General features: G+C 70.3%; 20 protein-coding genes. 16 read left to right on the forward strand and 4 right to left on the reverse strand.

What is annotated here, in order from left to right:
- The first annotated feature begins 8 nt into the window (after nt 1-8).
- The 6 genes from LIN44_RS19965 to LIN44_RS19990 all read left to right on the forward strand — a co-directional run bounded on the left by LIN44_RS19965 (nt 9) and on the right by LIN44_RS19990 (nt 5,181).
- The gene (locus tag LIN44_RS19965) at nt 9-1,325 is read left to right on the forward strand and encodes a DUF1254 domain-containing protein (protein WP_227315985.1); all 1,317 of its coding nucleotides are present in this window, start codon (nt 9-11) and stop codon (nt 1,323-1,325) included.
- A complete protein-coding gene (locus LIN44_RS19970; RefSeq protein ID WP_227315986.1) occupies nt 1,322-2,302 on the forward strand; it encodes a tripartite tricarboxylate transporter substrate binding protein in 981 nt (326 codons plus the stop codon). Before LIN44_RS19965 ends, LIN44_RS19970 begins: the two co-directional genes overlap by 4 nt.
- 52 nt (nt 2,303-2,354) lie before the next feature.
- Nucleotides 2,355-3,377 carry a tripartite tricarboxylate transporter substrate binding protein gene (locus tag LIN44_RS19975; RefSeq protein WP_227315987.1) on the forward strand — a complete coding sequence of 341 codons (1,023 nt, stop codon included), beginning with the start codon at nt 2,355-2,357 and terminating at the stop codon, nt 3,375-3,377.
- Between the two features lie 68 nt (nt 3,378-3,445).
- Nucleotides 3,446-3,937 carry a flavodoxin family protein gene (locus tag LIN44_RS19980; RefSeq protein WP_227315988.1) on the forward strand — a complete coding sequence of 164 codons (492 nt, stop codon included), beginning with the start codon at nt 3,446-3,448 and terminating at the stop codon, nt 3,935-3,937.
- Nucleotides 3,938-4,024: 87 nt separating this feature from the next.
- Nucleotides 4,025-4,297, forward strand: a complete 273-nt coding sequence (locus LIN44_RS19985) for a hypothetical protein (RefSeq protein WP_227315989.1) — start codon at nt 4,025-4,027, stop codon at nt 4,295-4,297.
- Between the two features lie 59 nt (nt 4,298-4,356).
- Entirely contained in the window at nt 4,357-5,181 is an 825-nt protein-coding gene (locus tag LIN44_RS19990) for an SDR family oxidoreductase (protein ID WP_227315990.1), read from the forward strand.
- A 7-nt stretch (nt 5,182-5,188) separates the two neighbouring features.
- On the opposite strand, the gene LIN44_RS19995 is transcribed toward LIN44_RS19990, so the two are convergent.
- Together LIN44_RS19995 and LIN44_RS20000 are read right to left on the reverse strand one after the other, a co-directional pair.
- Nucleotides 5,189-5,983, reverse strand: a complete 795-nt coding sequence (locus tag LIN44_RS19995) for a BON domain-containing protein (RefSeq protein WP_227315991.1) — start codon at nt 5,981-5,983, stop codon at nt 5,189-5,191.
- A gap of 176 nt (nt 5,984-6,159) precedes the next feature.
- Entirely contained in the window at nt 6,160-6,369 is a 210-nt protein-coding gene (locus tag LIN44_RS20000; RefSeq protein WP_227315992.1) for a hypothetical protein, read from the reverse strand.
- 318 nt (nt 6,370-6,687) lie between these two features.
- On the opposite strand from LIN44_RS20000, the gene flhC reads away from it, so the two are divergent.
- The 3 genes from flhC to LIN44_RS20015 all read left to right on the forward strand — a co-directional run bounded on the left by flhC (nt 6,688) and on the right by LIN44_RS20015 (nt 9,146).
- The gene (flhC, locus tag LIN44_RS20005) at nt 6,688-7,305 is read left to right on the forward strand and encodes a flagellar transcriptional regulator FlhC (protein WP_227315993.1); all 618 of its coding nucleotides are present in this window, start codon (nt 6,688-6,690) and stop codon (nt 7,303-7,305) included.
- Between the two features lie 111 nt (nt 7,306-7,416).
- Nucleotides 7,417-7,803 carry a hypothetical protein gene (locus LIN44_RS20010; RefSeq protein ID WP_227315994.1) on the forward strand — a complete coding sequence of 129 codons (387 nt, stop codon included), beginning with the start codon at nt 7,417-7,419 and terminating at the stop codon, nt 7,801-7,803.
- 464 nt (nt 7,804-8,267) lie between these two features.
- Entirely contained in the window at nt 8,268-9,146 is an 879-nt protein-coding gene (locus LIN44_RS20015) for a lipid A biosynthesis lauroyl acyltransferase (RefSeq protein WP_227315995.1), read from the forward strand.
- Between the two features lie 6 nt (nt 9,147-9,152).
- Here the strand turns inward: LIN44_RS20015 and LIN44_RS20020 are convergent, their stop codons facing one another.
- On the reverse strand, nt 9,153-9,989 hold the full coding sequence (locus LIN44_RS20020) for an IclR family transcriptional regulator (protein WP_227315996.1): 837 nt from the start codon (nt 9,987-9,989) through the stop codon (nt 9,153-9,155).
- A 110-nt stretch (nt 9,990-10,099) separates the two neighbouring features.
- Here LIN44_RS20020 and LIN44_RS20025 point away from each other — a divergent pair, with 110 nt between their 5' ends.
- The 4 genes from LIN44_RS20025 (at nt 10,100) to LIN44_RS20040 (ending at nt 14,321) form a co-directional block, all read left to right on the forward strand.
- Nucleotides 10,100-10,870 (forward strand): enoyl-CoA hydratase/isomerase family protein, encoded by a 771-nt coding sequence (locus tag LIN44_RS20025; protein ID WP_227315997.1) that lies wholly within the window; start codon nt 10,100-10,102, stop codon nt 10,868-10,870.
- Between the two features lie 11 nt (nt 10,871-10,881).
- On the forward strand, nt 10,882-12,075 hold the full coding sequence (locus LIN44_RS20030; protein ID WP_227315998.1) for a CaiB/BaiF CoA-transferase family protein: 1,194 nt from the start codon (nt 10,882-10,884) through the stop codon (nt 12,073-12,075).
- Nucleotides 12,076-12,093: 18 nt separating this feature from the next.
- Entirely contained in the window at nt 12,094-13,260 is a 1,167-nt protein-coding gene (locus LIN44_RS20035; RefSeq protein WP_227315999.1) for an acyl-CoA dehydrogenase family protein, read from the forward strand.
- A 62-nt stretch (nt 13,261-13,322) separates the two neighbouring features.
- On the forward strand, nt 13,323-14,321 hold the full coding sequence (locus LIN44_RS20040) for a tripartite tricarboxylate transporter substrate binding protein (protein ID WP_227316000.1): 999 nt from the start codon (nt 13,323-13,325) through the stop codon (nt 14,319-14,321).
- Between the two features lie 4 nt (nt 14,322-14,325).
- On the opposite strand, the gene LIN44_RS20045 is transcribed toward LIN44_RS20040, so the two are convergent.
- Nucleotides 14,326-15,225 carry a LysR family transcriptional regulator gene (locus LIN44_RS20045; protein ID WP_227316001.1) on the reverse strand — a complete coding sequence of 300 codons (900 nt, stop codon included), beginning with the start codon at nt 15,223-15,225 and terminating at the stop codon, nt 14,326-14,328.
- Nucleotides 15,226-15,358: 133 nt separating this feature from the next.
- Between LIN44_RS20045 and LIN44_RS20050 the strand changes: the two genes are divergently transcribed.
- From LIN44_RS20050 to LIN44_RS20060, 3 genes are all read left to right on the forward strand, one after another.
- Entirely contained in the window at nt 15,359-16,912 is a 1,554-nt protein-coding gene (locus LIN44_RS20050) for a long-chain fatty acid--CoA ligase (protein WP_227316002.1), read from the forward strand.
- Nucleotides 16,913-16,939: 27 nt separating this feature from the next.
- Entirely contained in the window at nt 16,940-18,121 is a 1,182-nt protein-coding gene (locus LIN44_RS20055) for an acyl-CoA dehydrogenase family protein (RefSeq protein WP_227316003.1), read from the forward strand.
- A 77-nt stretch (nt 18,122-18,198) separates the two neighbouring features.
- Entirely contained in the window at nt 18,199-19,191 is a 993-nt protein-coding gene (locus LIN44_RS20060) for a tripartite tricarboxylate transporter substrate-binding protein (protein ID WP_227316004.1), read from the forward strand.
- Nucleotides 19,192-19,250: the final 59 nt, after the last annotated feature.

Below are 19,250 nucleotides of genomic sequence, written 5' to 3' on the forward strand. Positions count from 1 at the left end.
GCCCGCCCATGGCAACCCATGACATTTCCCTCGACACGCTTGCCTGCGACGCGGTGCGCTACACGCTGCCGCTGTACGAAATGGCGCGCATGCGCGCCGCCACCTGCCCGCGGCGCGACAGCAGCGGCAGCTTTGCCGGCGACGGCCCCGATTCCACGCTGCGCTGGATCAACACCGTCACGCACGTGCGCACGCTGCTCGGGCCGCAACACCGGCAGGTCGTCACGCCGAACAACGACACGCTCTACACCAACGCCTGGCTCGACCTGTCGCGCGGCCCGCTGCTGCTGGACGTGCCCGACTGCCACGGCCGCTACTACGTGCTCGGGCTGCTCGACGCCTATACCAACCCGTTCGGCTACATCGGCACCCGCACCACCGGCACGCACGGCAGCACCTGGCTGCTGCACGGCCCCGGCTGGCAGGGCGAGGTGCCGGCCGGCGCGACGCCGCTGCCCTGCCCCACCGATGCGGTCTGGATCATCGGCCGCATCCTGGCCGACGGCGCAGCCGACCTGCCCGGCGCGCATGCCTTGCAGGACGGCATCCGCCTGCGCCGGCCCGACGGCACCGCTGCCGCGAGCGTGATCGACGCCGGCATGCACGCCGGCGAGCGGCCCGGCGATCCCGACCGCTACGCCGCCATCGTGCGGCGCATGCTGGCCGAGAACCCGCCGCCCGCGGCCGAAGCGGAGCTGGTGCGCAGCTTCGCCGCCGCCGGCATCGGCAGCGCGACGCCGCTGACGCCGGCGCAACGGACCGCGCTGGCCACGGCCCTGGCCCAGGTCGATGCCGAACTCGCCGCGCCCAGGGCTTCCGCGCTGGGCGGCGGCTGGTCCCTGCCGGTGGACATCCGCACCTCGTTCGGCTCGCACTACGCGCTGCGCGCCGAGGTGGCGCGCAACTACATCGGCGCGCTGGGGGTCGAGGAAGCCATGTACCTGATGGCCGATTGCGATGCCGACGGCCTGCCGCTGGACGGCACCCACCAGTACGAGCTGGTGTTCCCCGCGCAGGGCTTGCCGCAGGTTGGCGCGTTCTGGTCGCTGACCATGTATCGCAAGTCGGACTGCATGCTGGCCGAAAACCCGCTGCAGCGCTATTCGCTGGGCGACCGCTCGCCGGACCTGCGCGCGGCGCCCGATGGCAGCCTGCGCATCGTGCTGGGCGCGCGCGGCCCGGCGGACCCGGCTGGTGCCGGCAACTGGCTGCCAGCGCCGCCCGAACCGTTCTACGTGGCGCTGCGCCTGTACGTCCCCGGCCCGGCGCACCTGGAACGTACCTTCCGCTACCCCGCCATCCGCCGCATCAAGGAACCCTTATGAACCGAACCATTGTCTTCGCCAGGGCCGTGCTGGCGGCCAGCGTGGCGCTGCTGTGCCTGGGCGGCCAGGCCCAGGCGCAAACCTATCCGTCGCGGCCGGTCAAGCTGGTGTCGCCCTACGGCGCCGGCGGCTCCAACGACATTTCGGCGCGCATCCTCGCCGACGCGCTGGGCAGCAAGCTCGGCCAGCAGGTGGTGGTCGAGAACAAGCCCGGCGCCGGCACACGGCTGGCCACGGAGCATGTGGCGCATGCCGCGCCGGACGGCTATACCCTGCTGTGGGCGGCCGCGCCCTTCGCCATCAACACCGCCGCGGGCATCGCGCAGCGCTACGATGTGCACAAGGATTTCGTTGCGGTGGGGCCGCGCGTGCTGGGGCCGATCTTCCTGATCGTCAACGCCAACTCGCCGGCACGCACGGTGGCGGACTTCGTGCGCCTGGCCAGGGAAAAGCCGGACGGCGTGACGGTGGCCTCGCCCGGCGCGGGCTCCGGTCCGCACCTGACCGCCGAGCTGTTCGGGCAGGTCGGCAAGTTCAAGCTGCTGAGCGTCCACTACCGCGGCGACGCCACCGCCTATACCGAACTGCTGGCGGGCCGCGCCGATGCCACGCTGACCGCCATCACCTCGGCGCTGCCCTTCATCAAGGCCGGCAAGCTGCGCGTGCTGGCGGTGGCGTCGGAACAGCGCACGCCGGTCTATCCCGATGCGCCCACCTTCGCCGAACAGGGCTACCCGGGCATGGTCGGCTATGGCTGGTTCGGACTGGTCGCGCCGGCCGGCACGCCGCCCGCCATCACCGAACGGCTGAACCGCGAGGCGTCGGCCGTGCTGGCCGATGCGCACACCCGCAGCAAGCTGCTTGGCCTGGGCCTGGAGCCGCATCCCGAGCGCGGCAGCGCGTTCTCGGCCTTTATCGACCAGGAGATCGGCAAATGGGGCAAGCTGATCCAGGCGCGCGGCATCAAGCTGGACTAGCGCAGGGGCGCAAGCCAACCATGACATTGCATAAACAGGAGACCACGCCAACATGATGACCGTTGTCCGTTTTTCGCCGCGGCAGCGCGGCAAGCTGCTGCTGGCCACGCTGCGCTGGCTCGGCGTCGCGGCGTTCGCCGCCGCGCCGGTTGCCGCGCCGGCACAGGGCAGCTATCCGGCCAAGCCCATCCACCTGATCGTCGCCTATCCGCCGGGCGGCCTCACCGACACGCTGGCGCGCGCCGTCGGCGACGGCCTGTCGCGCCAGCTGGGCAAGACCGTGGTAGTCGAGAACAAGGGCGGCGCCGGCGGCATCATCGGCACCGACTATGTCGCCAAGGCGGCGCCCGACGGCTATACCCTGCTGATGACGATTCCGGGGCCGATCACCGCCAACCTGGCGCTGTACAAGAAGCTGCCCTACGATCCCCGCACCGACCTGCGCCCGGTCTCCGACATTGCCACCGCGCGCACCGTGCTGGCGGTCAACAGCAGCGTGCCGGCCAAGACCGTCGCCGAGCTGCTGGCCTATGCCAAGGCCTCGCCCGGCAAGCTGCGCATGGGTTCGTGGGGCGCGGGCACGCAGCCGCATACCATCCAGACCTATTTCGCCAGGCAATACCAGGTCGACATGCTGCACGTGCCCTACCGCGGCGAAGGGCCGATGGTGACCGACCTGCTGGCCGGCCAGGTCAACGTGACGGTGGGTTCGGTGACCGCGCTCAAGCAGCATTTCGCCACCGGCAAGCTGCGTCCGCTCGCCGTCACCGGCACGCGGCGCGCGCAGGCGCTGCCGGATGTGCCGACCTTCACCGAAGCCGGCTACGCCGACGAGCCGTTCCGGCTGACCGGGCCGATCACGCTCATGGCCCCGGCGAAGACGCCGCAGGAGATCATCGACCGCCTCGGCCGCGAAACCGCCAGCCTGGTCGCCAGCGCCGACATGCAGCGGCGCATCGTCGACATGGGCGCGGAACCGCTGGGCACCACCCCGGCGCAGGCAGAGGCGGCCTACAAGGCTTACCTGCCGGTGGTGCTGAAGCTGACCGCGGATACGGGGGTGACGCTGGACTGAGGGGTCCCGGCGGCGCGTGATACAGTGCCCGAGGCGCGGCAGATGGCCGCGCATGCCACACTGCACGCATGAAAACGCTGCTGATCGTCTTTCACACCATGACTGGCGGCACGCGCCAGATGGCCGCGGCCGCCGCCGACGCGGCGCGCCGACAGCCCGGCGTCACGGTCGTGCTCAAGACCGCCGCCGAGGCCGGCCCCGACGATGTGCTGGCCGCCGACGGCTACCTGTTCGCCACCCCGGAAAACCTGGCCGCGATGGCGGGCATGATGAAGGACTTCTTCGACCGCTGCTATTACGCCGCGCTCGACCGCATCAATGGCCGGCCCTACGCCGCCATGATCTGCGCCGGCAGCGATGGCCAGAACGCACTGCGCCAGCTCGAGCGCATCGCCACCGGCTGGCGCCTGAACCGCGTTGCGCCCGGGCTGATCGTCTGCACGCATGCGCAGACGCCGGAGCGCATCCTCGCCCCCAAGCAGATCGAAGCAGCCGATCTGGCGCGGTGTGCCGAGGTTGGCGAAGGGCTGGCGGCGGGGCTGGGGCTGGGGGTGTTCTGAGGCACGCCCGAACATCGGGCGGCCGGGCAAACGGATGACCGGGAACAGGACTTGCACGTCCCACACATCCCTTTGCCGGCCCCAGCCATGGACGACCCCGAAATTACCGCTTCAGAAGCCCGGCGCGATCCGCTTGCCGGCACCGCGCGCGGCGTGATGCGCGTGGTCGATGCGCTGACGCAGACCGCGCTGGTGGTCGCCACCGCCACGCTGGCCTGGGTGCTGTGGCGGCGCTCCGATGCCTATGCCTGGTTCGGCGGGCTCGGCCCCGGCACCGCGGTGACGCTGGCGGTGCTGGTCACGCTGGTGGCGCTGCTGGGCGTCTGGATGGGCGTGCGCACCTGGCGGCGCGTGGGGTGAGGCGTCGCTAAACCTTACAACGCCACAGTAAAAACGGCCCACAAGCTGAAGGAGATCTGGTGGCTGACACTCCGCTTCGCCGTACCGGCCCGTTTGCCGTCGTCACCGGCGCGTCCTCGGGCATCGGCTACGAACTGGCGCGTTGCTGCGCGCGCCGCGGCTATGACGTGTTGATTGCCGCGGACGAACCGCAGATCGAAATCGCCGCGCAGCAACTGCGCGACGAAGGCACCGAGGTGACGGCGCTGATGGCCGACCTGTCCACGCCCGACGGCGTCGGGCAGCTATGCGCCGCGCTGGCCGGCCGCCGCGTCGATGTGCTGTGCGCCAACGCCGGCCGCGGCCTGGGCCACGCCTTCCTCGACCAGGACTTCACGGCGATCCAGCGCGTGGTGGAGACCAACGTGACCGGCACCTTGCACCTGCTGCACCGGGTCGGCCGGATCATGCGCGCGCAGCGCGAGGGACGGATCCTGATCACGGGCTCGATCGCCGGCTTCGTGCCGGGCACCTGCCAGGCCGTGTACAACGCCAGCAAGGCCTTCCTCGATTCCTTTTCCTACGCGCTGCGGCATGAGCTGCAGGATAGCGGCGTGTCTGTCACCTGCCTGATGCCGGGTGCCACGGAAACCGATTTCTTCGAGCGCGCGGATCTGCTCGATACCCGGCTCGGCCAGCAGAAGAAGGGCGATCCGGCCGAGGTGGCGCGGATCGGCTTCGATGCCATGATGCGCGGCGAGGGCGAGGTCGTGCCGGGCTGGCAGAACAAGTTGCGCGCCGCCATCGCCATGGTCACGCCCGCCGACGTGCTGGCCGAGCAGCACCGGCGCGTGGCCGCCCCGCAGCATGCCACGGGGCCGGCGGACGAGCCGCCGGCGCCATAGCGCTGCCTCAGCCCATGCGCGTGGTGCCGCCGGTACTGTCGCGTCCCGCGCCCGGCCCGCCGCTGCCGGTCTCCATGCCGCCGCCATAGCTGCTGGCGCTGGACCCGGTGGCGCTACCGGAACTGCTGACGCCGCTGACGTGCCCCTGCCCGGAGCTGCCGGACGGCACGCCTTCGGTGATGCCGGACACACCGAACGCGCCCGGCGCGCCCAGGCGCACCGCGTTATGGATCTCCTGCACGCCGAAGACATCGTCGACGATATCCTCGATGCAGTACTTCTGGCGCCGGTCGCGCACGTTGCCGGTCAGGCGCACCACACCGCCCTGCACTTCGACTTCCACGTCGCTTACGTCGACGTGGCGCGCGTGCGCAAGCCGTTCGCAGATGTCTTCGCGGATGCGCTCGTCGCTGCGCTGGTAGCCCTTGGGCCCCACGCGGTCGCGGCCACGCGGCGCCGGGCGCGCGGCGTTGGCGCGGCTGTCGCCCCATTCGTCGCGGACCTCGCTGCCGCGGCGCCAGGCTTCGTCCTCTTCCCACGGCGGGCGCTGGTCGGAAGATTCCCAGACCCGCTGCGCCGGGCTGGCGCGGCTGCCGTAGTACCCCGCCTCGCGCACGTCGCTGTCATGCCGCTGGCGCCCTTCATAGCGGGCTTCGCCGTAGTCGCGCGCGGGGCCGCCGCGCTGGCCATAGCGCCCTTCGCCGTAGCCGCGCGGGTCGTCGCCGCGGCTGCGGCGCGGTTCATCGGCGTCGCGGTCCTCGCGCCACCATGAGCCGCCGCCTTCATTTCGGAATGGATGCATCGCTGTCTCCAGGGGGTTGAACTTCCCGCGCGGCCTTGGCGGCCGCGCAGCCGTCAGCGGGGCGCAAATTCCATACCATTGGCCGGCGGCAAGCACGCCGCGCGCCCCGCACGAAAGCAAAGGCGGGCGCCATCGGTCGAGGGCGCCCGCCTTTGTCGGACAATCGGATAGCCGCGTCAGGCGGCAAGCGGGGTGAGGCGGTGCGGGGCCTCGCCCCCGTCCTCGTCTTCATCGACGATCAGCACGACGCCGCGCCGTCTGGCCGCGGCCATGCCGATGTTGACAGCGACGTCGCGGTCGTCGCAGTGAACCAGGCCCTTGCGCGCGCTTTCCACCGTCAGCTCCCAGCCTTGCGCGGTCTGCCTGATCAGGAAGTTTGCAGCCATGGGTTGCTCCCTGTCATTGGTGTTCTTGCAGCGTAGGCCATGGGCAGAACCGTTAAATCGGCGTCCGTCCGATAGCGTGTGGGCGCTTCTCCTACAGTCCTCCGGGATGGCGCCCCGGCGCCGCATCGCTGGACACCGCGGGCACCGGCAAAATGCGCCAACAACCGATCGCGGCAATTTGATCCGGTCGATCGTCGGAATGTGATTGTTGACAAGAATCACGGTTATAGCCGAGCGCCGCGCCAAGAATCCTCCTCTACTACGAAAAGCCCGACCCGGCGCAGCGCCGCACCGGGACATGCCGGGCAGGAGGAGACCATGGACACACACCCCGTCGCCGCCATGAGCGGCCCCGCTGCGGCAGCTTGCCGCCCGTTGCCCGCGCCGGCCCGCAAGAGCGTGCTGCACGACATGGAGCAAACCCGCCTGGCCATAGAGATGATCGGCCTGGGCGCACGCCTGCAGGTGCTGGAAGCGGAGGTGGCGCTGCCGCGCGTGCGGCTGATCCGGCTGTACAAGGAGCTGTGCGGGGCATCGCCGCCCAAGGGCATGCTGCCGTTCTCGACCGACTGGTTCCTGACCTGGCGCCCCAACGCGCATGCCTCGATGCTGCTCGGCGCTTACCGCTTCATGGTCCATGCCGGCCACCTGGACGGCATCCGTGCCACCCTGGCCGGCTTCCGCATGTATCGCGAGCACCTGTGCGCCACCGGCGAGGCCGCGCAGCTCAGCTTTACCCGGGCCTGGATGCTGGTCCGCTTCTATCAGCGCGGCATGCTGCAGCTGGCGCGCTGCCGGTGCTGCCACGGCGAATTCCTGGTGCGCGCCCACGATGCGCGCCAGCGCTACACCTGCGGCCTGTGCCTGCCGCCCGCGCGCGCCGGCAAGGGCCGCAAACCCGCACCAGCGGCCGACACCGCCCGCGATGACGCGTGAGCGCCCCGCCTCTCCATGCCATTGTCTGCTGGCGCACAGTCCGGCCGATTGCACGCTTCCATGATGGATACACCCGACCACCCCGCCGCCGGCGCTCCCGGAGCCTCCCCTATGTTCAAGATCCCCATGCTCGGCAAGATGCTGGGCACGCCCACGCCCGAGGCCGGCGGCAAGGCTCGCGCCGAACCCCAGCCAGCACCGCCCGGCACGCCGTCCGGCGCCGCGCGCAAGGGCATGCCGGAACAGCTGGCGCAAAACCTCAAGACCCAGGGCGACGCCATGATCCAGTACGGCGCGCGGCTGCTGGTGATGCGCGAAATGCTGTGCGCCATGGCCGTGGCGCTGCCGCCCGATGCGCGCGCGAGCGCGCAGCGGCAGTTCCGGCAGCGCATCGACCAGCTGCTGTCGCTGACCGACGACCATGTGCTGCCGGCGGAATTCCACGCGGCGCTGCTGGCCGAGGTCAACTATTACCTCGGCGAGCTGAGGCAACGCTGACGGCGCCGGAGCCTGCGCGGCCCTGGCCTGGCCATTTTCGCGGCCAGCACGCGGCGCCCGCGACGGCTCTCCGCCCGTGGCGTTGCGCAACCGGCATCTGTTGCCGGTTTGATACTGGTCGTAACTGCCGTTCCTGGGCCCCTGGCATCGTGCTACAGTGCGCCCTCAGCACAAGGCTGCGCAGCGACGCATAGCGCACCCGCGCGGCCCGCAACCGGGTACGGCAAGGGATCGCGCGCCAGCGTACCCGCCCCCGCTTTGTCGCCCCCGACGCGCACACGGTGCGCACCAGGCGCCGGCCCGTGCCGGGAGCCGGCCCCTTGCTCTTCGTGCCCTTGCCGCGCCCTTGCTGCGCCTTTGCCGCACGCTTGCCGCTCGCCACCCGCGTGGCGCCGAACCATTGCCGCGCAGCCGCCTGTCCCGGATTCGCCCCCCGGGCGCCGCTGCCGCCCTTCAGGAACTTCATGACGCACCGGCTCCAGGCCGCGCTGACCATCGCCGCCTTCAAGCTCTTTGCCGCCCTGCCGTACGGCGTGACCGCCCGGCTGGGTGACGCCCTCGGCAGGCTGCTGTACCGCATCCCCAGCCGCCGCCGGCGCATCGTCCATACCAACCTGGCGCTGTGCTTCCCCGACATGGATCCGGCCGAGCGCGAGCAACTGGCGCGGGACCACTTCGGCCATGTGCTGCGCAGCTACCTGGAGCGCGGCGTGCAGTGGTTCGGCAACGCCGAGCGGCTGGGCAAGCTGGTCGAGCTGGATTCGCGCATCGACCTGGCCTCGTGCGCGGAGCATCCGACCATCTTCATGGGCTTTCATTTCGTCGGCATCGAGGCCGGCTGCATGTTCTATTCGATGCGCCACCCGGTGGCGTCGCTGTACACGCGCATGTCCAGCCCGCTGCTGGAGCAGATCTCGCGCACGCAGCGCGGGCGCTTCGGCGCCGAGATGATCCCGCGCAACGGCAGCGGCAAGCAGGTGGTGCGCACGCTGCGCGCCGGCTGCCCGGTGATGCTGGCGGCGGACATGGACTTCGGCATCAACGATTCGGTGTTCGTGCCGTTCTTCGGCGTGCCGGCGTGCACGCTGACCTCGGCCTCGCGCCTGGCCAGCCTGACCGGCGCGCGCGTGGTGCCGTTCACCACCGAAGTGCTGCCGGACTACCGCGGCTACCGGCTGCGCGTGTTCGACCCGCTCGAGGGCTTTCCCTCCGGCAGCGTCGAAGAAGATTCGCGCCGCATGAACGCCTTCCTCGAAACCCAGATCGCCACCATGCCGGAGCAGTATTACTGGATCCACCGGCGCTTCAAGAACCGGCCGGAAGGCATGCCGTCGGTGTATTGACCCCGGCTAGCCGGCGGCGCGGCGCCAGGCTTGCCGGATCTCGTCCACCAGCCGCTCCAGTTGCGCGGCATAGCGCGCGTGGTCGCGGCGGCGCTCGGCGTCGTTGAACGGGTAGCTGATGTTGAGCCCGTACAGCTGCTGGTCCGGGCCTGAAAAGGCCGCGCCCACGGCCAGCAGATGCCCCGGCTGGTAGGCCGCGGTGCAATGGCCGTGCCGCTGCGCCTGCGCGATGCCGCGCAGCACGCGCGCGCGCATGCCGGGCCAGGCCGCCCCCTGGCGGGCGGCGATGCCGGCCAGCAGATCCCTGCGCACCTCCTCGGGCTGCGCCGCCAGCCATGACAGGCCGATCGCCGTCAGCTCCATCGGCACGCGCGATCCCGGCACCACGCGCCGCGTGCGCGACACGCTGTCGCGGCTGTGCCGGATCGACGCCAGGTACACCATCTCCAGCTGGTCCCCCACCGCCAGTCCTACGTTGACCTTGCCGGCCTCGGCCACCTTGCGCATCAGCGGCAGCGCAATCTCCGGCGCGCGGCTGGACTGGTGGAAGGCATCGGCCAGGCTCAGCACCACCGGCGCCAGCCGGTAGGCGCGCTCGTTGACGTCGTAGCGCAGGAAGCCGGCATCGACCAGCGAGCGCGTCAGCCGGCTCACGGTCGGGCGCGGCAGGCCGGTGCGCGCGGCCAGTTCCGCATTGGTCAGGCTGGTGGTGCCGACGCGGAATACGCGCAGCAGCATCAGCCCGCGCTCGAGCGACTGGCTGCCGGCGGTTTCCCGGGTAAAGCGGCCGGTGTGGTGGGTCACGCTGCGGGTGGAACCCTGCGGCGGGAAGGCGTCGGGCATCGCGGCCGATAATTTCAGTAGGTGAAATTCGAGTATAGCGGTGCGGCGGCACGGCGCGAATACTGTGGGCACGCGGCCCTGAGCCGACAGACCACAGAGGAGCCCCCAGCATGTCATCCGATGCCGAGATCCATGTCACCCGCGACGGCCACGTGGCCCGCGTGCTGCTGTCCCGCCCGCCGCACAACTTCGTCGACGCCGACGTCATGCGGCGCCTGGCCGATACCCTGCTGGCGCTCGACGACGACCACGACTGCCGCGCCATCGTGCTGGCGTCGGGCGTCGGCGCGTTCTGCGCCGGCGCCGACTTCAGCGGCGCGGGCCAGGGCGAGGTTGCCAGTGACCCGGCCGGCTTCTACGTCCATGCGATGAAGCTGTACCGCAACCGCAAGCCCATCGTCGCCGCCGTGGCGGGCGCCGCCATTGGCGCGGGGCTGGGCCTGGCGCTGGTGGCGGATTTCCGCGTGACCTGCGCCGAGGCCCGCTTCAGCGCCAACTTCAACCGGCTGGGCTTCCACCCCGGTTTCGGCCTGAGCCTGACGCTGCCGCGCCTGGTGGGCGAGCAGCAGGCCGCGCTGCTGTTCTACACCGGCCGGCGCATCACCGGGACCGAAGCGGTCAACATCGGCCTGGCCGACGAACTGGTCGCCAGGGCCGAGGTCGACGCGCGCGCCATGGCGCTGGCGCAGGAGATCGCCGCCTCCGCCCCGCTGGCGGTGGAAACCACGCGCGCCACGCTGCGCGACGGGCTGGCCGACCGCATTGCCGAGGTCAACCAGCGCGAGCTGGCGATCCAGCGCGGGCAATTCCACAGCGAGGATTTCCGCGAAGGCGTCGCGGCCATGGCCGCGCGCCGCGCGCCCGTGTTCCGGCGCCGCTGAAGGAGGCACCGATGAGCGAACCACACAATGGCACCACGCCGGCCGGCCCGCTGGACGGCATCCGCGTGCTCGACCTGACCGCGGTCGTGCTCGGTCCGCTGGCGACGCAGGTGCTGGCCGACTTCGGCGCCGACGTAATCAAGATCGAAGGCCCCGAGGGCGACCTGATGCGCGCCAATGGCGTGTCGCAGCACGCCGGCATGAGTTCGATCTACCTGGCGCTGAACCGCAACAAGCGCTCGGTGGTGCTCGACCTGAAGACCGCCGAGGGCGCGGCGGCGCTGCGCGGCCTGATTGCCGGCGCCGACGTGCTGGTGCACAACATGCGCGTCGCGGCGATCGAGCGGCTGGGCTTTGGCTATGCCGAAGTGGCTCGCATCAACCCGCGCATCGTCTACTGCATGGCCACCGGCTTCGGCCAGGACGGCCCGCACCGCGACAAGCCGGCCTTCGACGACATCATCCAGGCCGGCTGCGGGCTGGTCGCGTTGGGTTCCGCCACGGGCGAGCGCCCGCAATACGTGCCCAGCCTGCTCGCCGACAAGACCACCGGGCTGGCGCTGGCCAATGCCGTGCTGGCCGCGCTGCTGTACCGCGAGCGCCACGGCGTGGGCCAGCTGGTGGAGGTGCCGATGCTGGAAACCATGACCGCCTTCGTGATGACCGAGCACCTGGGCGGCCTGACCTTCGATCCGCCACCGGCCGGCGCCGGGTACGCCCGCCTGCTGCAAGGCGGGCGGCGCCCCGCGCCGACCCGCGACGGCTGGATCTGCGCGCTGCCCTACACCGAGCGCCACTGGCAGGCCTTCTTCCGCGCAGTGGGCCGCGACGACCTGGCCGAACGCTACGACGTGGCCGACCGCGCCCAGCGCAATGCCAATATCCGTGCGCTCTACGGCCACCTGGCCGAACTGACGCCGGCGCGCACCACCGGCGAGTGGATGCAGCTGTTCGAATCGCTCGACATCCCCGCCACGCCCATCTACGGCCTGGATGCGCTGGTCGACCATCCGCACCTGCGCGCGGTCGGGTTGTTCCAGGAAACGCAGCACCCTACCGAAGGCCCCTTGCGCGAACTGCGCCCGGCCGCGCGCTTCTCGGCCACGCCGCTGTCGCTGCGCCGCCACGCGCCGGCGCTGGGCGAGCACACCGAGGAGGTCCTGCGCGAACTGCCCCTCGCGCCGCAGACGCGCCAATCCCGATAAACAGCCGAGAACACCGCCATGCATTTTGAACTCGACGAAGAACACCGGATGCTCAAGGACCTGGTCGCACGTTTCGTGCGCGAGCAGTTGATCCCGCTGGAACCGACGGCGCTGGCGCGCGAAGCCGCCGGCGGCCAGATGGCGCTGCTGCCCGAAGAGCATTCGCGCCTTGACGCCATGTCGCGTGAGCTGGGCCTGTGGGGCCTGGATGCCCCGGCGGAAATGGGCGGCTCCGACCTGCCCACGGTGGCGATGGTCGGCGTCAACGAAGAACTGGGCAAGACCATCACGCCCTATGACCTGCCGCCGGATTCGCCCAACCTGCGCATGCTGATGCTGACCGCGAGCGAGGCCCAGCGCGAACGCTACCTGGCGCCGTATGCGCGCGGAGAGACGGTCTCGGCCATCGCCATCTCGGAGCCCGGCGCCGGCGGCGATCCCGCCATGATGGCCACGCGCGCCGAGCGCGACGGCGACCACTGGGTGCTGAACGGCCGCAAGATCTGGATCAGCCGCGCCGCGCGCGCCGACTGGACCATCGTCATGGCCGTGACCGACAAGGCCCGCGGCGCGCGCGGCGGCATCTCGGCCTTTATCGTCGAGCGCGGCACGCCCGGCTTGCGGGTCGAGCGGCGCATCCCGATGATCGGCGGCGCCTCGACCTATGAAGTGGTGCTGGAAGACTGCCGCATCCCCGCCGCCCAACTGCTGGGGGCCGAGGGCCAGGGCTTTGCGCCGATGCAGGCGCGGCTGTCGACGCGCCGCGTGCAGATGGCCGCCTGGTGCATCGGCCGCGCCCAGCGCGCGCTCGACATGATCTGCGAGTACGCGCCGCAGCGCCAGACCTTTGGCGCGCCGCTGGCGCAGCGCCAGGCGATCCAGTGGTGGGTGGCCGACGCCGCCACCCGCATCCACGCCTGCCGCCTGATGACCTACGAAGCCGCCACCCGCATCGACGCCGGACAAGAAGCCCGCACGCAGGTGTCGATGATCAAGGTGTTTGCCACCGAAATGGCCTGGGACGTGATCGACCAGGCCATGCAGACCTTCGGCGCGATGGGCATGACCAAGGAGTTGCCGCTGCAGCAGATGGCCAACGAGACCCGGCTGATGCGCATCTACGAAGGCCCCAGCGAAGTGCACCGCTGGGTCATTGCGCGCGACCTGCTCGGCCTGCGCCGTTAGGCCCGCATCGATCCCTTGCACCGGCGGAGACATGCCGGGCATTCCACCGTCAGGAGACCACCATGCAACAGGCTTTCCGTTCCCGTCGCCGCTTCCTCGGGCTCTTTCCGGCGGCACTGGCGCTGCTGGGCGCGGCCACGCCGGCGGCGCATGCCGCCGAGGCCGACGCCTTTCCGTCGCGGCCGCTGCGCTTCATCGTGCCCTTCCCTTCGGGCAGCGGCACTGACACCACCGCGCGCATGTTCGCCAAGAAGATCGGCGAACTGACTGGCCAGGGCGTGGCGGTGGAAAACAAGCCCGGCGGCAACGGCTTTATCGGGGTGCAGACCGCGCTGAACGCGCCAGCCGACGGCTACACCGTCTTTATCGGCAGCAATTCCACGCTGTCGACCAACGCCGCCACCTTCCGCAAGCTGCCGTATGACCCGTTGACGGACTTTGCGCCAATCACGCTGCTGTCGCGCGGGCCATGCGTGATCATCGTGCCGGCCGGCTCGCCCTACCGCACGCTGGCCGAGCTGCTGGACGACGCGCGCAAGCGTCCCGGCGCGCTCAACTACGGCACGGGCTCGATCTCGTACACGCTTTATTCGGAATGGCTCAACGAACTGGCCCGCATCAAGACCACGGCGGTACCGTACAAGGGGGCCGGCGATGCCATCAATGGCGTGATGGCGGCCAATGTGGATTTCGCGGTGGTCGACGCCACCGGCGCGATCGAGCTGGCCCGCGGCGGCAAGGTGCGCGCGCTGGCCTACACCGCGCCGCAGCGCTCGCCGCTGCTGCCGGACGTGCCGTCCATCGTCGAAGCCGGCCTGCCGGACTTCCTCGCCTACAACTGGGTGGCGGCCGCGGTCTCGGCCAAGACGCCGCCGGCTGTGGTGAAGCGGTTGCAGGACCTGTTCACGCAGGCCGGCAATGCCGCGGACGTGCGCGAGTACTACTCGCGCCAGTCGACCCGGCTGATCCTGTCGTCGCCCGCCGAGATGCGGCAGTACCAGAAGGACGAGATTCAGCGCTGGAAGCGGCTGGCGGCGGTGGCAAAGATCCCGCTGCAGTAACCGCCTACGCCGGGCGGCTGTGCTCGCGCAGCAGCACCGTCAGGCGCTGCGCCAGCGGCGACTGGTACGCGCCCGCGCGCGTGACCACGCCGATGCGCCGGCGCAGGTCCAGCTCCTCCACGCCCAGCGGCAGCACGCGCAGGCCGCGCTGCATGGCCTCGCCGCCGGCATTGGCGATGCTCAGCATCTGCGTGCCCTGCATCAGCGCGAACAGCGAGGTGCTGCCGAAGTCGATCTCGATGCGGGGCTGCGGCTCCGGCAGGCCGCGCTGGCGGAACGCCGCGTCCACCTGCTGGCGCAGCGTGATATGGCTTTCGGGCAGCAGCCACTCCTGCTCGGCCAGGTCGGCCAGCCGCAGCTTGCGCCGCCGCAGCAGCGCGTGGCCCTCGTCGGCCACCACCACCAGCCGGTCGTCGAACAGCGGCTGCACCGCGAAGGTCGCAGCCAGCGCGCCTGACGGCGTCGGCGCCACCGCCATGTCCAGGTCCCCGGCCGCAAGCAGGTCCAGCAGGTCGCGCGCCAGCCGGCGCCGCAACCGCAGCCGCGCCACGGGCCGTTCGCGCACCAGTTGCCGGCACGCGTCCAGGATCACGTGGCCCGGGATCGACGGCGAATAGCCCACACGCAGGATGCCCTGCTCGCCGGTACGGATGCCCAGCATCTCCTTGATGCCATCCTCGAACTCCAGCTGGATGCGCCGCGCGCGTTCCAGGAAGCGCGTGCCGGCATAGGTGGCGGCCATGCCATTGGCGGTGCGCTCGAACAGCGGCAGCCCCGCTTGCGCCTCGACCCGCTGCACCGCCTTGGTCAGCGCCGGCTGGCTGATTCCCAGCGCTTCGGCGGCCCGGCCGATGCCGCCATGCGCCGCCACCGCGAGGATGTATTCGATGTCCCGCGTCTCCATGCCCTCACATTCCCGACGGTTATGGCTTTATAGCCATCGCGTCATTGTGGTGATGCCCGCCATCTTACAGACTACAGCGCACGAGCACACCACCGAGCGTGCCAAGAACCATTCCAGCCTTCACGGAGACAGCATGGGTTTCGCGTATTTCCTGCGCCGCGCCGCGCGCTATTGGGGCGACCAGCCCGCCATCCTCTACCAGGACCAGGTGGTGACCTATCGCCAGCTGGACGAGCGCTCGACGCGGCTGGCCAATGCCCTGCTGGCGCTGGGCCTGCGCCCGGGCGACCGGGTCGCGGTGCAGTCGCGCAACCGCCCCGAGCTGGTCGAACTGGAGTGCGCGCTGTACAAGGCCGGACTGGTCAAGGCCGCGCTCAACCCGCGCTTTACCGCGGCCGAGGCCAGCGACGTGGTCGAGAACTGCACCCCGCGCGTGCTGATCGCCGGTCCCGGTTATACCGGCTACACCCGCACCACGGCCGGCTTCGGCAGCATCGAGACCTTTATCGCCATCGGCGCGGCCCCGGCCGGCTATGTCGAATACGAGGCACTGCTGGCCAACGCCGGCACCACGCCGCCCGACATCACTCCCGCTGCCGATGACCTGGCCGTGCTGCATTTCTCGTCCGGCTCCACCGGCAAGATCAAGGCGGCCATGCAGAGCTACGGCAACCGCATGGCGGCGCTGCGCAAGGTGGTGTCCGGCATGGACCGCCCCGCCCGCCCCGGCGACCGGCTGGCGCTGATCGGCCCGGTCACGCATGCCTCCGGCATGCTGATGCAGCCCTACCTGTACGTGGGCGCGACGCTGGTGCTGTTCGACAAATTCGAGCCGGCGCACTTCCTGGCCGAGGTCGCGCGGCTGCGCATTACCCATGTGTTCATGGTGCCGGCCATGATCAACATGCTGCTGGCCGAGCCCACGCTGGAGCAGGCCGACCTGTCGAGCCTGAAGACGCTGGCCTACGGCGCCGCGCCGATGGCGCCGGCGCGCATCCGCGAGGCCTGGGAGCGCATCGGCCCGATCCTGTCGCAGGGCTATGGCGCCAGCGAATCGACCTCGGGCGTCACGCGGCTGTCGACCAGCGACCATGCCGAGGCCATCGCCAGCCATCCGGAGCGCCTGGCCTCGTGCGGCCGCGCGCTGGGCGAGACCGAAGTGCGCGTGGTCGACGAGCACGGCAACGAAGTCGCCGTGGGCGAGATCGGCGAACTGGTGATCCGCGGCGAAGACGTGTTCCAGGGCTACTGGAACGAACCCGGCCTGACCAGCGAGACCCTGGTCGACGGCTGGCTGCATACCGGCGACATGGCGCGCGTGGACGAGGCCGGCTACCTGTACCTGGTCGACCGCAAGAAGGACATGATCATCTCCGGCGGCTTCAACGTCTACCCGACCGAGGTCGAGGCCACGCTGTACCAGCACCCCGACGTGCTCGAGGCCTGCGTCATCAGCGTACCGGACGAGACCTGGGGCGAAAGCGTCAAGGCCGTGGTCACGCTGCGCCCCGGGCGCGAGGCCACCGCGCAGCAGCTGATTGCGCACTGCCGCGAGCGCATCGCCGACTACAAGTCGCCGCGCTCGGTGGACTTTGTCGCCGAACTGCCCAAGAACGCCAGCGGCAAGCTGGCCCGCAAGATCGTGCGCGAACGCTACTGGCAAGGCGTCGGCCGCCGCGTCAACTGAACCCGGAACCGCACCGAGGAAACCGCCATGTTCGATCACCTGAACAACCCCGTCCTGCTGGAAAGCCGCGCCGGCATCCGCCGCTTTATCGACGCAGAGCTGCGCCCGCTCGAACAGGAACTGGGCCTGGGTTCGGAAGACCCCTGGCCGCGCGAGACCCTGCGCCAGGTCTGGCGCCGCTCCAGCGAACTGGGCTTCTACGCCGCCTGCCTGCCCACCGCGCTCGGCGGCAAGGGCCTGAACATCCAGGAACAATGCGCGCTCAAGGCCGACCTGGCCGCCAGCGGCTCGACCCTGGCCGCGCACGTGCTGGGCGACCTGGGCGGCCCGCCGCGCGTGGGCAACATGCTGAAGTACGCCACGCCGGAGCAGCTCGAGCGGTATTTCAAGCCGGTGATCCGCGGCGAGAAATCGACCTGCTTCGCGCTGACGGAAACGCATTCCGGCTCCGATGCGCAAAGCATCAAGACCTCGGCCGTCGCCGATGGCGATGAGCTGGTGATCAACGGCGGCAAGCACTACATCAGCGGCGCGCCGTTCGCCGACTTTGCCATCGTCATGTGCGTGACCGACGCCACCGCCACGCCGCCGGCGATCACCGCGGTGCTGGTCGACCTGGACCTGCCCGGCGTGACCGTCACCAACGAGTACGTGCCGATGTCGGGCCAGCATATCGATGGCGATATCCGTTTCGACAATGTGCGCGTGCCGCGCGCCAACATCTTCGGCGGCGAAGGCAACGGCTTCAAGCTGGGCATGTCGCGCATCAACGTGAACCGCCTGCTGCACTGCCCCAGCATGCTGGGGCTGGCCATGCGGGCCTATCAATCGTCAGTGGAATATGCGGGCCAGCGCCGCCAGTTCGGCGGCCCGATCGCGCGCTTCCAGGCGATCCAGCACATGTTGGCCGACATGGCCGCCGCACTGTGGGCCTGCGAAAGCATGATCGCGCACACCGCAGCGCTGGCCGATGCCGGCGTCGACCTGCGCATGAAGGCCGCGGCGTGCAAGCTCTTCGTCTCGGAGCGCTGCTTCGAGGTGGCGGACAAGGCCGTGCAGATCCACGGCAATGTCGGCGTCACGCGCGGCCATCCGGTCGAGCAGACCTTCCGCAAGCTGCGCATGTTCCGCATCTTCACCGGCACCAGCGAGATCCAGCGCAACACCATCGCGCGGGCTATCCTGGAACCGCAGCAGCAGCAAGGCTGACCGTGCCGGCGGCACGGTCGCCGCCGGCATCCGGATCCCGGCCACAGCACAATACGACAAGACCACGGAGACCAAGCATGAACCGCCGAAACTGGCTTGCCACCGCCGGCGCCGCCGCGCTGGGCAGCCTGCTGCTGCCGGCCCGCGCCGCCAGCGCCTCATCCGCCTACCCCAGCCGCCCGATCCGGCTGATCGTCCCCTTCATCGCCGGCAGCACGCCCGACAGCACGGCGCGCACGCTGTCGGCGGAACTTGGCAAGAAGCTGGGCCAGCCGCTGGTGGTCGAGAACATGCCCGGCGCCGGCGGCATCATCGGCGCGGGCGCGCTGCGCCGTGCCGCACCCGATGGCTACACGCTGGGCATCCTGGCCAACTCGCACGTCATCAACGTGCACATGTACCGCAAGATGCCGTATGACCCGGCACGCGACTTCACGCCGATCACGGCCTTGTCGGGCGGACCGTCCGCGCTGGTGGTGCCGATGTCCTCGCCGTACAAGACCGCCGCCGAGCTGGTCGCGGCGATGAAAAAAGAGCCGGGCAAATTCAACTACGGCTCCGGCGGCAAGGGCAGCATCGCCCATCTGGCGGTCGAAACCATGCTGCACCAGACCGCCTGCGAGGCCGTGCATATTCCCTACAAGGGCGCGCCGGAAATCATCACCTCGATGCTGACCGGGCAGACGCAGTTCGGCATGCCGGTGCTGGGCACCGCGACGCAGTACGTGCGCAACAACCAGGTCAGGGTGCTGGCCGTCACCGCCGCGGCCCGTTCCCCTTATTTCCCCGACGTGCCGACGATGGCCGAGGCGCTGCCGCCGGGCTTCGTCATCGACAACTGGAGCGGCCTGTTCGCGCCGGCCAATTTCCCGGCCGAACTGGCGCAGAAGCTGCACGCCGCCGTCGCTGCGCTGCAGGCCGCGGGCGTGTTCGACGCCCAGCTCAAGGCCAACGCCGGCGAACTGCGCCGCAGCGCCTCGCCCGCGCAGTTCAGCACCATGGTCGCCAGCGACAACGCGCGCTACGGCGACCTGATGAAGTCGATCGGCATGACCGGCGACCTTGGCTGAGCCGTCTGCCCTGTTCCCCGCGCCGCACGCCAATCCGCGTGCGGCGCTTGCGTTTTTAC

The organism is Cupriavidus sp. MP-37, from assembly GCF_020618415.1.
GTDB lineage: Bacteria > Pseudomonadota > Gammaproteobacteria > Burkholderiales > Burkholderiaceae > Cupriavidus.

Excerpts from the sequence above, each read along its gene's own strand:
- LIN44_RS19965 (WP_227315985.1), top strand. The coding sequence starts at position 9 with ATGGCAACCCATGACATTTCCCTCGACACGCTTGCCTGCGACGCGGTG.
- LIN44_RS19970 (WP_227315986.1), top strand. The coding sequence starts at position 1,322 with ATGAACCGAACCATTGTCTTCGCCAGGGCCGTGCTGGCGGCCAGCGTG.
- LIN44_RS19975 (WP_227315987.1), top strand. The coding sequence starts at position 2,355 with ATGATGACCGTTGTCCGTTTTTCGCCGCGGCAGCGCGGCAAGCTGCTG.
- LIN44_RS19980 (WP_227315988.1), top strand. The coding sequence starts at position 3,446 with ATGAAAACGCTGCTGATCGTCTTTCACACCATGACTGGCGGCACGCGC.
- LIN44_RS19985 (WP_227315989.1), top strand. The coding sequence starts at position 4,025 with ATGGACGACCCCGAAATTACCGCTTCAGAAGCCCGGCGCGATCCGCTT.
- LIN44_RS19995 (WP_227315991.1), bottom strand. The coding sequence starts at position 5,983 with ATGCATCCATTCCGAAATGAAGGCGGCGGCTCATGGTGGCGCGAGGAC.
- LIN44_RS20000 (WP_227315992.1), bottom strand. The coding sequence starts at position 6,369 with ATGGCTGCAAACTTCCTGATCAGGCAGACCGCGCAAGGCTGGGAGCTG.
- flhC (WP_227315993.1), top strand. The coding sequence starts at position 6,688 with ATGGACACACACCCCGTCGCCGCCATGAGCGGCCCCGCTGCGGCAGCT.
- LIN44_RS20010 (WP_227315994.1), top strand. The coding sequence starts at position 7,417 with ATGTTCAAGATCCCCATGCTCGGCAAGATGCTGGGCACGCCCACGCCC.
- LIN44_RS20015 (WP_227315995.1), top strand. The coding sequence starts at position 8,268 with ATGACGCACCGGCTCCAGGCCGCGCTGACCATCGCCGCCTTCAAGCTC.
- LIN44_RS20020 (WP_227315996.1), bottom strand. The coding sequence starts at position 9,989 with ATGCCCGACGCCTTCCCGCCGCAGGGTTCCACCCGCAGCGTGACCCAC.
- LIN44_RS20025 (WP_227315997.1), top strand. The coding sequence starts at position 10,100 with ATGTCATCCGATGCCGAGATCCATGTCACCCGCGACGGCCACGTGGCC.
- LIN44_RS20030 (WP_227315998.1), top strand. The coding sequence starts at position 10,882 with ATGAGCGAACCACACAATGGCACCACGCCGGCCGGCCCGCTGGACGGC.
- LIN44_RS20035 (WP_227315999.1), top strand. The coding sequence starts at position 12,094 with ATGCATTTTGAACTCGACGAAGAACACCGGATGCTCAAGGACCTGGTC.
- LIN44_RS20040 (WP_227316000.1), top strand. The coding sequence starts at position 13,323 with ATGCAACAGGCTTTCCGTTCCCGTCGCCGCTTCCTCGGGCTCTTTCCG.
- LIN44_RS20045 (WP_227316001.1), bottom strand. The coding sequence starts at position 15,225 with ATGGAGACGCGGGACATCGAATACATCCTCGCGGTGGCGGCGCATGGC.
- LIN44_RS20050 (WP_227316002.1), top strand. The coding sequence starts at position 15,359 with ATGGGTTTCGCGTATTTCCTGCGCCGCGCCGCGCGCTATTGGGGCGAC.
- LIN44_RS20055 (WP_227316003.1), top strand. The coding sequence starts at position 16,940 with ATGTTCGATCACCTGAACAACCCCGTCCTGCTGGAAAGCCGCGCCGGC.
- LIN44_RS20060 (WP_227316004.1), top strand. The coding sequence starts at position 18,199 with ATGAACCGCCGAAACTGGCTTGCCACCGCCGGCGCCGCCGCGCTGGGC.